Below are 15,944 nucleotides of genomic sequence, written 5' to 3'. Positions count from 1 at the left end.
CCAAATAACGGGCGAGCCCTCGCGCTTTTTTAAGCGTTTGCCGGCGTGCGGATAAGATTCGATCTGCGTGTCGGAACAAATTGGCGCCCACCACGTTGTGGAGCTTGCGGTGAATTGTATACCTCGCCGCGAGGGCGGGACTTCATCTGATCATCAGTTTCTTCACAAACAGGTGGACTGGGGAGGGGCACTGTGAACGTGCAGGCATCAAGGGCGCAATTAGATCGTCGTCAGATTCTCAATTCCTTAAAGGCTTTCAGGCGAGGCGACTTTTCCGTCCGGATCGACAACATCTACGAAGGAATCGATTCCGATATTGCCGATGCCTTCAACCAGATCGTCGAACTCAACGATCAGGTGACGAAAGAGTTTGAGCGGCTGAGCAGAGTGGTCGGTAAGGACGGCAGAATTGGCGAGCGGGGTCATGTCCGCAATGCCACCGGCAGCTGGGAATCAAGCGTCAGGTCGGTCAACGACCTGATCGAAGACATGGTTCAACCGACCGCCGAAGTGGCCCGCGTCATCGGGGCAGTGGCCAAGGGCGACCTTTCCCAGACAATGATGGTCGAAATCGACGGCCGCCCGCTGCGCGGGGAGTTCCTGCGCATAGGCAAGATCGTCAACACGATGGTGGGGCAACTGGCTTCCTTTGCCTCCGAAGTGACACGTGTCGCGCGTGAGGTTGGAACGGAGGGAAAGCTCGGCGGACAAGCGCGGGTGAAGGGCGTGGCCGGCACGTGGAAGGACCTGACCGACAACGTCAACGCCATGGCCACCAACCTTACCGGCCAGGTGCGCAACATCGCCGAGGTGACCACTGCGGTGGCGTCAGGCGATTTGTCTAAGAAGATCACTGTCGATGTGAAGGGCGAGATCCTCGAGCTCAAGAACACCATCAACACGATGGTCGATCAGTTGAACTCGTTCGCATCGGAAGTGACGCGCGTCGCGCGCGAGGTCGGCACGGAAGGCAAGCTCGGGGGCCAGGCGCGGGTCGAAGGCGTCGGCGGCACGTGGAAGGACCTCACCGACAATGTGAACTCGATGGCCGAGAATCTGACCGGCCAGGTTCGCAACATTGCCGAGGTGACGACGGCGGTCGCGCTGGGCGATCTCTCGAAGAAGATCACCGTCGACGTGAAGGGCGAGATCCTGGAACTCAAGAACACCATCAACACGATGGTCGATCAGTTGAACTCGTTCGCATCCGAGGTCACGCGCGTCGCGCGCGAGGTCGGCACCGAGGGCAAGCTCGGCGGCCAGGCCCAGGTTCGCGGCGTCGCCGGCACCTGGAAAGACCTGACCGACAACGTCAATTCCATGGCCGAGAACCTCACCGGCCAAGTGCGCAACATTGCCGAGGTCACGACGGCGGTTGCTTCGGGTGACCTGTCGAAAAAGATCACGGTGGCAGTGCAGGGGGAGATACTCGAGCTCAAGGATACCATCAATACGATGGTCGATCAGCTGAACTCCTTCGCCTCCGAAGTCACGCGCGTTGCGCGCGAAGTGGGCACGGAAGGCAAGCTCGGCGGGCAGGCAGAGGTGAGGGGCGTCGGGGGCACCTGGAAAGACCTGACCGACAACGTCAATCTGATGGCGGCCAACCTGACTGGCCAGGTTCGAAACATCGCCGAGGTTACGACAGCCGTCGCCCGCGGCGACCTTTCCAAGAAGATCACCGTGGACGTCAAAGGCGAGATCCTCGAGCTCAAGGATACCGTCAACACGATGGTCGACCAGCTGAACTCCTTCGCCTCCGAAGTCACGCGCGTGGCGCGCGAGGTCGGTTCGGAAGGCAAGCTCGGCGGCCAGGCCCATGTGGAAGGCGTCGGCGGCACTTGGAAAGACCTGACCGACAACGTCAACGCCATGGCCGGCAATCTGACCGTGCAGTTGCGCGACGTGTCCAAGGTCGCAACCGCGATCGCGACCGGCGATCTGACGCAGAAGATCACCGTCGATGCCTTGGGAGAGATCCTGCAGATCAAGGATGTGATCAACACGATGGTTGATCAGCTGAATTCCTTTGCCTCGGAGGTGACGCGCGTGGCGCGCGAGGTCGGTTCGGACGGCAAGCTCGGCGGCCAAGCGCAGGTCAGAGGCGTGGGCGGCACCTGGAAGGACCTGACCGACAATGTGAATGCGATGGCGGCCAACCTGACGGGCCAGGTGCGCAACATCGCGGAAGTGACCACGGCCGTGGCGCTCGGCGACCTTTCCAAGAAGATCACCGTGGACGTCAAGGGCGAGATCCTTGAGCTCAAGTCGACCATCAACACCATGGTCGATCAGCTGAACTCCTTCGCCGGCGAGGTGACTCGCGTGGCGCGCGAAGTCGGCACCGAAGGAAAGCTCGGCGGCCAAGCCCAGGTGCGAGGCGTGGCCGGTACATGGAAGGATTTGACCGACAACGTGAATTCCATGGCCGAGAATCTGACCGGCCAGGTTCGCAACATCGCCGAAGTGACGACGGCGGTCGCGCGAGGCGATCTTTCGAAGAAGATCACCGTCGACGTGAAGGGCGAAATCCTCGAGCTCAAGTCGACCATCAACACCATGGTCGACCAGCTGAACTCCTTCGCCGGCGAGGTGACACGCGTCGCACGTGAAGTCGGCACGGAAGGAAAGCTTGGCGGTCAGGCCGAAGTGCGCGGCGTGGCCGGCACCTGGAAGGATCTGACCGACAACGTCAACCTGATGGCCACCAATCTGACCAACCAGGTGCGCGGCATCGCCGACGTGGTGACTGCGGTTGCGCAAGGCAATCTCAAACGCAAGCTGACTGTGGACGCGAAGGGCGAAATCGCCTCCCTGGCCGACACCATCAACGGGATGATCGAAACGCTCGCCACCTTTGCCGACCAGGTGACCAATGTCGCGCGCGAAGTCGGCATCGAAGGCAAGCTTGGAGGCCAGGCACGCGTGCCTGGCGCCGCCGGTCTGTGGCGCGATCTTACGGACAACGTCAATCAGTTGGCGGCCAATCTGACCACCCAGGTCCGCGCAATCGCCGAGGTCTCGACGGCGGTGACGAAGGGCGATCTGACGCGCTCGATCAGCGTCGAGGCTTCCGGAGAGGTCGCCGCGCTCAAGGACAACATCAACGAGATGATCCGCAATCTCAAGGATCAGACGTTGAAAAACGCCGAGCAAGATTGGCTGAAGACAAATCTCGCGCGTTTCTCCCGCATGCTGCAGGGAGAGCGCGATCTGGCCACCGTGTCGCGTCTCATCATGTCCGAGCTCGCTCCGCTTGTGAACGCGCAATACGGCGTCTTTTACGTGACCAATCGGGACGAGGAGGAGTCCTATCTGGAACTGGCGGCGTCCTATGGTGCCGAAAGCAAGGCGGCAATCAAGCAACGCCTCGATCTGCGTGAGGGTCTCGTCGGACAAAGTGCTGCCGACAAGCGAGCCATTATGCTCGACAATGTTCCGCCGGACTTTTTGCGCGTCACATCGGGGCTTGGCAGCGCCTCGCCGGCGAACGTCATCATTCTGCCTGCCTTGTTCGAAGATGAGGTCAAGGCCGTCATCGAGCTCGCATCCTTCAGCGAGTTCCGCGACACGCACCAATCGTTTCTCAATCAGCTGATGGAATCGGTCGGCATCGTCCTCAACACGATCGCGGCGACGATGCGCACCGAGGGCCTGCTCAAGCAATCGCAATTGCTGACATCCGAGCTGCAGGCGCGCCAGACCGAACTGACGAAAAAGCAGGAGGAACTGCACGCCACGAACGAGGAACTCCAGGAGAAGGCTCAACTTCTGGAGAATGAGAAAAAGCAGGTCGAAAACAAAAATCTCGAAATCGAGATGGCGCGCCGGGCGCTTGAGGAGAAAGCCGAGCAGCTGGCGCTTACCTCCAAGTACAAATCCGAGTTCCTCGCCAACATGAGCCATGAGCTCAGAACCCCGCTCAATTCGCTTCTCATTCTTTCAAATCTGCTTGCCACGAACCAGCAGGGCAACCTCAACGAAAAGCAGGTCGAGTTTGCTCGCACCATCAATTCGGCCGGCACGGACCTTCTCAGCCTGATCAACGACATTCTCGATTTGTCGAAGATCGAGTCCGGCACGGTCTCGATCGACATCAACGATATGCCAGTCGCCCATTTGCGACAGCATATGGAGCGCACGTTCCGCCAGCTTGCAGCCGACAAGGGTCTGGGCTTTACCATCAATGTCGATCCCGCTCTTCCGGAAACCGTGCGTACGGACGAGAAGCGGTTGCAGCAGATCGTGCTCAACCTGCTGTCGAACGCCTTCAAGTTCACCTCCGAAGGCAAGGTCAGCCTGAGTTTCAGAATGGAAAAGACGGGACGCCGCAACGGCGCCAAGTTGCCCAGGAAAGCGCTTGCCATAGCGGTGACCGACACCGGTATAGGCATCCCGGAAGACAAACAGAAACTGATCTTCGAGGCGTTCCAGCAGGCCGACGGCACGACCAGCCGCAAATATGGAGGAACCGGTCTTGGGCTCTCGATCAGCCGTGAGATCGCCCGTTTGCTCGGCGGCGAGCTAAGAGTCGAAAGCATTCCCGGCAAAGGATCGACGTTCACGCTCGTCATTCCGATCGACGGTCCCAGGATTGCCGCCGCCAGCCAGCCGGAACTGCTTCCGGCCACCGAGGCAATCGCGACGACAGCAGCGCCCAGCGGTTTGCCGTCGGCGGAATTGATGGACGATCGCGACGCTATATCGGCGCAAGACAGGGTCGTTTTGATCGTCGAGGACGACCCGACCTTTGGCGGTCTGCTGCTGGGCCTGGCACGGTCTGCCGGGTTGAAAGGCGTCCTGTCGACCGCAGGCTCCGGAACCTTGGCGCTGGCCCGCAAACTGGTGCCGGACGCGATCACGCTGGACCTCGGCCTTGCGGACATCGATGGATGGGTGCTCTTCGACCTGCTGCGCCATGATCCGAAGACCGCCGGTATTCCCATTCATGTGATTTCCGGAGCGGAAGACATCGATAGCCTGGCTCGCAAAGGGGCATCGAGCATCTCGACCAAACCGGTGTCATCCGAGGAGCTGGTGAAGGTGTTCCAGGAAATTCATTCGAGGAACCTGCGCGTCCAGCGCCGGGTGCTCGTGGCTGACTCCGATCCCGAGCGCCGACTTTCCCTGGTCGAGACGATCCGGGACGGCGTCACCTCGGTCACCGCAATCAGTCGCGCGGCAACCGCGGAGGACATCGACCTCGCCTCATTCGATGCGGTTGTCCTTGGGCTTGGAAAGTCTGCCAGGGATAATGCGCGGGCCCTTGACGAGCTCACCAACCAGTTTTCAGACGGCCTTCCCCCGCTGCTGTTTTTTGCCCCTCATTCAGAGGCAGTTGAACAGGTGCTGGCGTTGAATCCCGCTTTGTCCTCAGTCCCGCGAGCTGAGAATTTTGCTCAATTGGCTCTCCATATATCTGCGACGCTTCCGGGAGGACTGCGCGAGGAAAGCGGGGCAGGTGTCGAACGAGCTGACAACAGGTCGAATCTTGCGGGCGCGAAAGTCCTGATCGTCGACGACGATATTCGAAACATCTATTCGCTGACGAGCGTCCTTGAGACCTACGATATCGAAGTCCTTCACGCTGAGCGCGGTCGCGATGGGATAGCGTTGCTGGAGGAGAATGCCGACGTCGACGCAGCCTTGATCGACATCATGATGCCGGAGATGGACGGCTACGAGACGATGAGGAGTATCCGCAACACACCCTCCATCGCGCATATTCCATTGATATCGGTGACAGCAAAGGCGATGAAAGGCGACCGGCAGAAATGCCTGGAAGCCGGGGCTTCCGACTATATTGCCAAGCCTGTCGATCTCGACCTGCTGTTGGCACTGCTGCGGGTCTGGATCGGTCGCTCTCGCGATCGGGTCGAGACATCCCAAAATCTGCTTAGGTCAGTCAGCTGACGGGATGCCCGATGCAAAGGCTGTCGCGGGTACGTTCGAAGAAACTGGAGATTGTGCAGTTGGCGGACAATCAGTCAAAGGCACGCATCCTGGCAGTCGATGATGACGAACGAAACCTGTTGGCGATCGAAGAAGTTCTCACTCCACTCGCGGAAGTCGTCGCTGTGCAATCCGGCGAGGAGGCTCTGCGCTGCCTCCTAAAGGAGGATTTCGCCGTTATCTTGCTGGATGTTCTGATGCCGGGCCTCGACGGCTACGAAACAGCCGCGTTGATCCGCCAGCGCGAACAGTCCAGACGAACCCCTCTCATCTTCCTCACGGCCATCAATAAGGAAGATGCTCATATGCTGCGTGGCTACGACGCCGGCGCAGTGGACTATATGTTCAAGCCCTTCGACCCCGCCATGCTGCGATCGAAAGTGGCTGTATTCGTCGAGCTTCACGAAAAGACGCTCGAGATCCAGCGCAATGCGGTCGCCGAACAGGCACTGCTGGCGAAGGCCCTGCAGGCCGAAAAACAAAAGCTCGAGGCCGAACGATCGCTGCGCAGCGCCGAAGAACGGCAGGAGGCCATTCTTGGATCCTTGCCCGTCTGTTTTCACGCCAGGGTCGCCGAGCCGCCTTTTGCAGCACGTTTTGTTTCAAAAGGTGTCGAACGTCTGACGGGATTCCCACCTGAGCGACTGACGTCCGAGTCGCGGTTTGGGCTGAGCCGGGTGCATCCGGAAGATCTACCCAGGGTGCGGGAAGCTTTATTGGCGGCAAAGGTGACAGGCTCCTACACATGCGAGTTCCGCTGGCAGTGTGCCGATGGCAAATATCGTATCTTTCTCGACCAAGGAATCCTGTCGAAAGGTGTCGACGGACGCCGACCTGAAATCCTCGGCACTCTGCTTGACGTGACCGAGCGACGAGAACTCGAAAATCAACTTCTTCAATCACAGCGCCTCGAGGCGGTCGGGAAACTCACCGGAGGATTGGCACACGATTTCAACAATCTGCTTGCCGCGGTTCTGAGCGGACTAGGATTGCTCGAGAGGCAGCTTACGCTTGACGAGCAAGCAAAGAAGATCGTTGAACTCACTCGCCGCTCCGCGAAGCAAGGCGCCGAACTTGTCAACCGCATGCTTGCCTTTTCGCGGCGTCAGAATCTGAAGCCGACGGCAGTGCGGCTGGCCGCGCTGGAAGATACGATGAACGGCTTGGTGGCTCCCGTGCTCGGCGGCCTGATCCGCTTTGAGTGGAAGGTCGACAACTCCGTTTGGCCTGCGCATGTCGACGTCGGCCAATTGGAGTTGGCGTTGATGAATCTGGTGTTCAACGCGCGCGACGCGATGCCCTCCGGCGGGACAATTGCCGTGCAGGCGCAAAATCGGGTCATCAAAATACCTTCCGAAGATCTGGCGGCCGGAGAGTATGTAGTCCTCACCGTCAAGGACACCGGTGCCGGCATCCCGAAGGAGATTCTGACCAAGGTCGTCGAACCGTTTTTCACGACGAAGCCCGTCGGGAAAGGCACCGGGCTGGGTCTCAGCACGGTATACGGTTTCATGAAGCAATCGGGCGGCGCGCTTCGCATAGACAGCCTCGTCGGGCGCGGAACATCCATGGAGCTGTGGCTGCCGCGTTCAGCGGAGCAGCCTTCCGACAATGTGGCAGATCTGGATGGAGAGAGAGTCCTGGTCGAGACTGCAGGGAAGGCTTTCCCTTCGCTTCTATTGATCGACGACAGCAGCGGATTGCGGCAGCTAACCGCGGAATCGCTTCGGCAACACGGATTTACAGTGACATGCGCAGCAGGGGGTGCCGAGGCGCTGGCAATTATTGAACGGACACCGCATGAGTTCGACGTCATTGTCACCGATTTCGCAATGCCGCTCGTGTCCGGAGTCGAGGTAATTCGCTTCGCGCGCAACCTGCGCTCCGATTGGCCAGCGGTTATGATAACCGGCTATGCCGACGCTGACGCAATTTCAAACCGCCCATCGGACGTGCCATTGGTCAACAAGCCGTTCCGGGAAAAAGATCTCATCGAGAGCATCTTGCGGGTCAGCGCCTTGAAGCCAGTCGGCGGCCGGCCGACAGCCGGTTCCGGTTAGATCCAGACTTGGCAGTGGCCAACCGGTCTTTCGCGCCAGAGGACCGCACCCACTGACGACTGAGCATTCGAAGGACGGCTGCTCCATCCGTTGGCGGGCGGCACCTTGGCCGGCATGTGCCGGGCGAGATGAGCGATGGGTCAGCGCCAGAAATCCAGAACCTCCTCCGCAGCGGCGACTTCGACATGATGCGAATATCGCGTCGTGAACAGCTTGAGTATATTTTCGTAGGCTTCGTCCGATGTGCTGCAGATCGCATCCTCGACCAGGATCGTTCTGTAACCGAAGTCGATCGCTCCGAGCAGCGTCGCCAACACGCACATGTCGGCCTCGCCTCCGCTGACGATAAGCTCGGTCACACCTTCCGCCTGAAGGCTCCGGTGGAGCTCGCCGGTCAGCCAGGGAGAGTAAACGGGCTTATCGAAAACGCGAGCCGGCGGCACGAAATCACGCAGTTCGGGCAGCAGTTCGAGGCTGCCCGGGCCGGCACATTCGATAGTCATCTGCGACCAGCGCTCATAGTATTGACGCCAATGGCCCTGGCCTTCGCCAGGTCTTCTCGCCGTTATGAACCTGGTGAAAATCGTTCGCTCCGGTCTGCCATCGACAAGCGAAAGCACCCTCGGCAGGATGGCGGGCAGCCACTCAACCGCCCATGGCCCAGGCGGCAAGAACATCATCTGCATGTCAACGCAAATGTGGACGGCTCGTGTTGAGATTGGCGTCATCGCGATCCAAACTTCCCTGCCGTGGAAGCTAAGCCTTTGTGTCACCCAATGCCTGCGCCGTCGGAGCGGTGTCGACGCCCGTTTCGCGGCCGGCCTCGGCGAGGAGCGCGTCGGCGAGGTACTCTTTCAAATCGCCGACCTCATCGCTGATTTCTTCCGCGAGGATGCCTTCCCGCTCCGCGTCTGCGATGCAAGCTCTCGCCAGTCTTTCTGCCGCGGCTTCCGGGGATGCTTCGGCGGCCGGTCTAACCGCATGCCCCTCGATCCACTCCTCGACGAAGTGTCCCGGTTTGTTGACGAGGATATCGACCTGGTCTGGGTTGATTGTAGGCGCAGGGAGAGTGTCGACTTTCATGGCTTGTACTCCGGATTTGTGAATTACAAACGCGGACGCTTAAGCAAGGATGCATAGTCTCTGCCCCTCTCGAAGGACTGTGATCGTAATGTGAAGGAGAGCTGATGGCGCGTTCGTCTGAAACGGCAAGAGCGTGGCCCGCGCCTTTTGTTGGATTGCGGTGGTTTCACTTACGCTTGCGGTCGAGACGCTTGAGTGATTCGCGCAGTTTGTCAGGAAGCCAGCGGTTTACGTGAAACAAGGGCAAGCTGCGTAGATATCGACGCATGGTTTCATTCGAGAATTGCCGCCTAAGAAGAGCGGCTGTGGATTTGTTGTCGCGTTTCTCGGCCATGGTTGCAGGTCAAACATGAGGCGGCTTGCTTGATCAAAAACTTGTCCCGCACTCCGTTGTTCCCCCCAGTTACAAACAGTGAAGGGTCCACTGCCGATTTGCGCCCCCGATTTTTGTCGGCCCATGGGTAGGGATCCCACGTAACCTTGATCAATGGCCGGTCTTCTGATGTGGCGCCGCGACCGCCTTGCTCTGCGGCGATGCTTTCTCGCAGCCCACGGAACATTGCAGGCAATAAAAGGCGGGAAAATCCCATCGCTGCTAGCTTTCGCTATGCTTCGTCAAAACGACTGCCTTCCTTGGAAGGATCCCGCGACAGCACACGTTCTTCCTCGTCGTCGGGCAAGGCTTCGTCGCTCTCCTGATAGGGGTTGTCGTCATCCTCTTCGGGGAGGACGCCTTGTGCTTCGGCATCGTCCTCCGGATCGCCGTTTACGGCGACGCTGCCAGGCGGCACCCGACCATTATCAAGAGCGTCCCAGTCCTGTTGTTCGATGCCGGGAGCTTCGGTTTCATCCCGCCTTGCGGCTCGCTGTTTGTCGCGCGGATCCATTTCTCGTCTCCAAGATAGGTGCGTCCGTGACGCGGGCTGTTCTAACCATAAACCGTTTGATGGGGTCGGTTGTTCCGGAGGGGCGCTGCTACGAGATCTGCTCGAACGTGCATTGGCGCGGCGCTTTTTCGGGCCGCCAGCGAATGAATCGAGTGCCATGCCGGAACCGCTCGCCGGTGACGTGGTCGAAGCGGACTTCCACGACCAGTTCCGGCCGCAACGGCTCCCATTCGCCGCTGCGCTCGGTGCTCCAGCGGCTCGGCCCGCCCGGCGCCTTGCCGGTGAAGCCGGGCCCGCCACGCAGCGCCTCCAACTTCTTCGTGAGCGTGGCTCGTTCCTCGTTGGCGATTGTCGAGGTGAAGCCGACATGGTCAAGCAAGCCTCGTTCATTGTAGAGGCCAAGCAATAGCGATCCGACCTGCGACTTGCCGTTCAGATAACGGAAGCCGCCGACCACGCAGTCGGCAGTGCGCAGCCGCTTGACCTTGATCATCGCGCGCTCGCCCGGCTGATAGGGATCGCTCAGCCGCTTGGCGACGACGCCGTCGGTAGAGCCATGCCCGGCGTCCTCCAGCCATCGCCTGGCGGTCGCGAAACTGGTGGTGCAGGGCGAGAGCTGAAGAGCGTCCGTGTTTGCTTGCGCGACGAAGTCTTCAATTGCCGTGCGTCTTTGCGTCAGCGCGACTTCGAGCAGCGATTTGCCGCCCGGCGCGACCAGCATATCGAACAGGATCAGCCGCGCCGGCGTCTCCGCGCTCAGCTTGCGGATGCGGCTCTCGGCTGGATGAAGCCGCATCTGCAGCGCGTCGAAGGATGCGGCGCCGCCGATCTCGATGACGATTTCGCCGTCGACCACGAAATCCTTGGCTTCGAGGTTTTGCATCATTGCTGTGAGTTCGGGAAAGTAACGCCCAAGCGGCTTGCCCGACTTCGCCCTGAGATCGACCGTTTTGCGATTCTTGAAAGCGAGGCAGCGAAACCCATCCCATTTCGGTTCGAACTGCCAGGCGTCTTTGTCCTGCGGCAGTTTTTCGTCGATCCGAGCCTCCATCGGGGATGTATCGAGGGGGAGAGGAAACGCGTCGGTCGCGGCCGCTGCCATCGTCGGCCCTCAGGCGTCGAGATCGATCAAGGCGATGCCAAGGCCGGGGCGTTTGGTGCGCCGCAGGTGAGCGGGCGATTCTGTCACCGTGACTTCGAGCGTAGGCTTGACGATGCCTTCAACAAGGTGGCCGCCGCGCGTCGATCCGTCGCTTAAACCCAGGACAGCATGGATGTGCAGGCTCGGTCTGCCGCCGTCGTCGACCGCGATGTCGCCAACAGCGCTCAGAACCTCGCATTGCTCGCCGACCGGGATCTTGCGGTAAGATTTCGAGCCGAAGTCGAACCAGCCAACGGTCGCCTTCTCGAATGCGCCGATCGCGGTCAGCGAGGCGCCGGCAATTCCCTGCTCGTCGGCGAAGTCGGACAGGGCAGCAAATGCTTCCTCGCCTGGGTCCAGCACAACCACGAATGTCCTTTGCCCAGAAGTCTGTGCGACCAGTTTCGATTTCATATCGGCCCGCCATCAGCGTTGGTATTGGCCGTAGAACTCGAACCCGGCATGCATGTTCCCACATGATGAGCATCTTCGAAGGGCAGGATCACACTTCTGTGAGGCCTAGGATCCCGCGCCGGCCAGGCCGGAACAATGGCCTGCATGAATGGTTAGCCCCCGATGAGCAGCCAGCCAGGAGCGAGCCATGTCCCAGCCTTCCCTCCCATCCACGCTTGGCCTCAGCCGGCGCAATTTCATGACAGGCACAGTCTCGGCCGCCGCGGCACCATTGCTCGTTTCATCGGCGAAAGCCGAAGCGCCTGCCGCCGCTGGCCCGGAACTTCGCGAGCCAGTGGTGACGTCGATGCGGATCAACAAGCAGGCTTATGAGCTGTCGCTCGATACGAGAACGAGCTTGCTTGACGCCTTGCGGGATCATGTCGGGCTAACCGGCACCAAGAAGGGTTGCGACCATGGACAATGCGGGGCGTGCACGGTTCTTGTCGACGGCAAACGCGTGCTCTCCTGTCTCAGTTTCGCGGTGATGAATGCCGGCAAGGATGTGACGACCGTCGAGGGGCTGGCATCCAGCGACGGTAAGCTGCATCCGATGCAGCAGGCCTTCATCGACCACGATGCCTTCCAGTGCGGCTACTGCACGCCGGGCCAAATCCTGTCGGCCATTGGTTGCATCAATGAAGGGCACGCAAAATCCGAAGACGACATCCGCGACTATATGAGCGGCAATATCTGCCGTTGCGCCGCCTATCCAAACATTGTCGCTGCCGTCCTGCAGGCACGCGATCAGATGAAGGGAGCCTGATATGCGTCCCTTCGTCTACGAACAGCCGACCGACATTTCCGCGGCCGTCGCGATCGCATCTCGCTTCACGACCGAGGACGACCAGCCGACGCGAGCGAATGCGCAGTTCATCGCCGGGGGCACCAACCTTGCCGATTATATGAAGCTCGGCGTTGCCGAGCCGAGCCGGCTGGTCGACCTCAACCGGCTCAAGGATCCAGGCCTCAGGCAAATCCGGGTGACCGACGAGGGCATCCGCTTCGGGGCTCTGGTGCGGATGGGCGAGGCGGCAGATCACGCTGAGCTCAAGCGCGGCTATCCCGTTATTGCCGACAGCTTGCGGCTGGCCGCAAGCGGCCAGATCCGCAACATGGCAAGTCTCGCCGGCAATGTCCTGCAGCGCACGCGCTGCGAATATTTTCGCGAGACATCCTGGCACTGCAACAAGCGCGTGCCAGGGTCCGGCTGCGCTGCGATGGAGGGTTTCAACCGGCAGCATGCGGTGCTGGGCGGCAGCGATGCCTGCATCGCGACGTATCACGGCGACTTTGCCCAGGCGCTGATCGCGCTCGATGCCGTCGTGCGTGCCGAAGGCTCGCGTGGAGCGCGAAAGATACCGCTCGCCAAGCTGCATCGTCAGCCACGCGATACGCCTGAGATCGAGACCGATCTCGCTGCTGACGAGATCATCACCGCCATAGAAGTGCCGGCTGTGCCATGGGCGCGGCGCTCGCTTTATCTGAAGATCCGAGACCGCGAATCCTACGCGTTCGCGCTGGCTTCGGCGGCCGTTGCGCTCGACCTGGACGGCGACAACGTACGCGAGGCGCGCATTGCCTTGGGCGGCGTGGCGACCGTGCCGTGGCGTGCCAAAGCCGCGGAGGAAGCCCTGCAAGGAAAGACGCTCGACGAGGTTTCGGCGGGGGCGGCGGCGGATGCCGCCTTCGCCGGGGCCGAGCCGCGCCAGCACAACGCATTCAAGATCGAGCTCGGTAAGCGAACGCTGGTGCGCGCGCTGCTCGAAACCCGCGACATGAAGGTGTGACCATGGACACTGCCGCTCCGAGACCGAAAGAGAACCAGGGCCAACCGCTGCCGCGCGTCGATGCACGGCTCAAGGTCACCGGGCAGGCGCATTACCCAGCCGACCTGCCGACCGCCAACATCGCTTACGGCGCGCTGGCCACCAGCAGCATTGCCAAGGGCAAGGTAGCCAAGCTTAATCTCGACGACGCTCGTGCCGTGCCCGGGTTGCTCGATATCGTCACTTATGGCGACATGGACAAGGTCGAGAAGCCGAAATTCGGCAATTCCGGCGCCACCTCGATCGGGCCGCTGCATGACCGGACGATCTTCCATGACGGCCAGATCATCGCGCTCGCGGTTGCCGAGACATTCGAAGCCGCCGAAGAGGCGGCGCAGTTGATCCGCGCCGAGTATGATGCGGAGACGCCCACGGCGAGCTTCGACAGTCCGGGCACGGCAACCATTCCTGCCGCCGGCAAGAGTCCTCTGTTCAAGGAAGACGTGAAGGCCGGCGACTTCGATGCCGCCTATAGAGAGGCCGCGGTGAAGATCGACGCGCGCTATTCGACGCCCACGCAGCACCACAATCCGATCGAGCTGTTCTCAACCACCGCCTTCTGGGAGGGCGACCAGCTGATCGTCCACGAGCCGTCGCAAAACGTGACCGGCTGGAAGGTCGAGCTTGCCAGGCAATTGAAGATCGATCCCGCTAAGGTGCGCATCGTCAGCCCCTTCATCGGCGGCGCCTTCGGTTCCAAGGGACCGATGACGCCGCGCACGGCCATCGTCGCGGTTGCCGCCAGGCGGCTCGGCCGACCGGTGCGTTGCGTGACCAGCCGGATCCAGGCCTTCGGCACCCAGACCTATAGGGCGGAGACAAGGCACCGCATCCGGATCGGCGCAGGCAAGGACGGCCGCATTACTGCTTTCGCGCATGAAGGCTGGGAGGTCACCTCGCGGCCGGACTCCTATGTCGTGGGCGGCACGTCGGCAACCGGCCGCATGTATGCTTACGGTTCTGTGCTGACACATGTCTCGCTGGTGCAGGCGGACCGCAACACGCCCGGCTATATGCGCTCGCCGCCCGAGACGCCTTATGTCTATGCGCTGGAAAACGCCATGGACGAAATGGCGGTAGCGCTCGGCATGGACCCGGTGGAATTCCGCCGGATCAATGAACCGAAGACAGAGCCGATCGGCAAGAAGCCGTTCTCCAGCCGCTCGCTGATCCAGTGCTATGACCAAGCGGCCGAGGCTTTTGGCTGGGCGAAGCGGGACCCGAAAGTGGGAGCGATGCGCGACGGCGACTGGCTGGTCGGCATGGGCTGCGCGACGGCGATTTATCCAACCGCAGTCGCGCCATGCGCGGCACGGGTGCGCCTGACCGTCGATGGCGATGTGCGGCTGCAATGCGGTTCGCACGAGATCGGAACCGGCGTGCGCACTGTGGCCGGTCAGATGGCGTCGGAACGTCTCGGCGTCAGCATCGATCGGATCAGCGTCGAAATGGGCGACAGCAGCCTGCCTCCCGCTCCTGTCTCGGGGGGCTCGATCTCCACCGCGAGTGTCTGCTCGGCAGTGCTGAAGGCCTGCGATGCCATCCGCGCCAAGCTCTATGCCGGCGCGACCGCCGAGGGCGGGCCGCTGGCGGGCTCTCACAACGAGGAACTCGACCTCGCCGACGGAAAGATCGTGGCCAAGGGCGGCGCTTCGGCAAAGGTCGAAGATGTCCTGAAGACCATGCAGGTTGGCGCAATCGAGGAATATACCGAGTTCGCGCCCAAGGGTGCGACGCCCGAAGCGCTGAAGAAGCTCTATGCCGGCATGCCGGAATTCCACGGTGGCGAGCAGGATGAGGATTCGGTGAAATACGCCTTCGGCGCCGAGTTCGTCGAAGTCCGCATCAACCGCTACACGAGGGAGATCCGCGTGCCGCGCATCGTCGGCGCGTTCGCGGCCGGCCGCATCATGAACACGCGCACCGCGCGCAGCCAACTGATGGGCGGCATGATCTGGGGCATTGGCCAGGCGCTGCATGAAGCGACGGAAGTCGACAGCCGCTATGCCCGCTACGTCAACCGCGACCTGCAGGACTATCTTGTGCCGGTGAATGCCGACATCAAGGACCTGCAGGTGATCCTGGTTCCGGAAGTCGACCACGCGGTCAACCCGGCCGGCGTGAAGGGCTTGGGCGAACTGGGCAATGTCGGCACGGCCGCGGCTGTCGCCAGCGCAGTCTACCATGCCACCGGCAAACGCATCCGCGATTTGCCGATCAGGATCGAGCAGTTGCTCGCTTGAGCATGCCTGCGATGCATGCGCATAGCTATTTTCTCTAATAGGCGAAACCCATGTTTCACCTTGGGGTGTGGATGCTGCCCATCGCGGGTATCCCTCTGATCCTCATTCTGATCTGGATGTATTTCCTCGCCAGGCGCCGAAGCCGGCGGCCGGCGGAGCGGAAGGGCGGTCCGTCACAGCCGACGGGGCGGCGTCGCAACGACCTGAAGCGCTGAAGTCTTTAGCCCGGGTGGCCGATCTCTGTCACCTGGTCGGCAAAGCGTGGGCGATGACTTCGTGCCGACCTTGGTTTCCGT

10 protein-coding genes are annotated in these 15,944 nt (G+C 61.1%); 5 read left to right on the top strand and 5 right to left on the bottom strand.

The window, feature by feature from the left end:
• Window positions 1–198: 198 nt before the first annotated feature.
• On the top strand, window positions 199–5,913 hold the full coding sequence (locus tag LB526_RS00640; protein WP_318013248.1) for a HAMP domain-containing protein: 5,715 nt from the start codon (window positions 199–201) through the stop codon (window positions 5,911–5,913).
• Between the two features lie 11 nt (window positions 5,914–5,924).
• The gene (locus LB526_RS00635) at window positions 5,925–8,012 is read left to right on the top strand and encodes a response regulator (RefSeq protein WP_224625667.1); all 2,088 of its coding nucleotides are present in this window, start codon (window positions 5,925–5,927) and stop codon (window positions 8,010–8,012) included.
• A gap of 140 nt (window positions 8,013–8,152) precedes the next feature.
• Here the strand turns inward: LB526_RS00635 and LB526_RS00630 are convergent, their stop codons facing one another.
• From LB526_RS00630 to LB526_RS00610, 5 genes are all read right to left on the bottom strand, one after another.
• Complete coding sequence (locus LB526_RS00630; protein ID WP_224625665.1) at window positions 8,153–8,740, bottom strand: cysteine hydrolase family protein; 588 nt, start codon at window positions 8,738–8,740, stop codon at window positions 8,153–8,155.
• 28 nt (window positions 8,741–8,768) lie between these two features.
• Complete coding sequence (locus LB526_RS00625) at window positions 8,769–9,095, bottom strand: hypothetical protein (RefSeq protein ID WP_224625664.1); 327 nt, start codon at window positions 9,093–9,095, stop codon at window positions 8,769–8,771.
• A gap of 605 nt (window positions 9,096–9,700) precedes the next feature.
• The gene (locus LB526_RS00620) at window positions 9,701–9,982 is read right to left on the bottom strand and encodes a hypothetical protein (RefSeq protein ID WP_095768638.1); all 282 of its coding nucleotides are present in this window, start codon (window positions 9,980–9,982) and stop codon (window positions 9,701–9,703) included.
• Between the two features lie 88 nt (window positions 9,983–10,070).
• On the bottom strand, window positions 10,071–11,084 hold the full coding sequence (locus tag LB526_RS00615; protein ID WP_224625662.1) for an ATP-dependent DNA ligase: 1,014 nt from the start codon (window positions 11,082–11,084) through the stop codon (window positions 10,071–10,073).
• A gap of 9 nt (window positions 11,085–11,093) precedes the next feature.
• On the bottom strand, window positions 11,094–11,537 hold the full coding sequence (locus LB526_RS00610; protein ID WP_224625660.1) for a PPC domain-containing DNA-binding protein: 444 nt from the start codon (window positions 11,535–11,537) through the stop codon (window positions 11,094–11,096).
• Window positions 11,538–11,724: 187 nt separating this feature from the next.
• Here LB526_RS00610 and LB526_RS00605 point away from each other — a divergent pair, with 187 nt between their 5' ends.
• The 3 genes from LB526_RS00605 to LB526_RS00595 are packed head-to-tail and all read left to right on the top strand — an operon-like array spanning window position 11,725 to window position 15,648.
• On the top strand, window positions 11,725–12,342 hold the full coding sequence (locus LB526_RS00605) for a (2Fe-2S)-binding protein (protein ID WP_224625659.1): 618 nt from the start codon (window positions 11,725–11,727) through the stop codon (window positions 12,340–12,342).
• Window position 12,343: 1 nt separating this feature from the next.
• On the top strand, window positions 12,344–13,366 hold the full coding sequence (locus tag LB526_RS00600; RefSeq protein WP_224625658.1) for an FAD binding domain-containing protein: 1,023 nt from the start codon (window positions 12,344–12,346) through the stop codon (window positions 13,364–13,366).
• A 2-nt stretch (window positions 13,367–13,368) separates the two neighbouring features.
• On the top strand, window positions 13,369–15,648 hold the full coding sequence (locus tag LB526_RS00595) for a xanthine dehydrogenase family protein molybdopterin-binding subunit (protein ID WP_224625657.1): 2,280 nt from the start codon (window positions 13,369–13,371) through the stop codon (window positions 15,646–15,648).
• Window positions 15,649–15,944: the final 296 nt, after the last annotated feature.

Source organism: Mesorhizobium sp. CA6, from assembly GCF_020165035.1.
In the GTDB taxonomy this organism is placed as follows: Bacteria; Pseudomonadota; Alphaproteobacteria; order Rhizobiales; family Rhizobiaceae; genus Mesorhizobium.
Note: the sequence above shows the minus strand (reverse complement) of the source record. Positions and strands in the feature narration are given on the sequence as shown.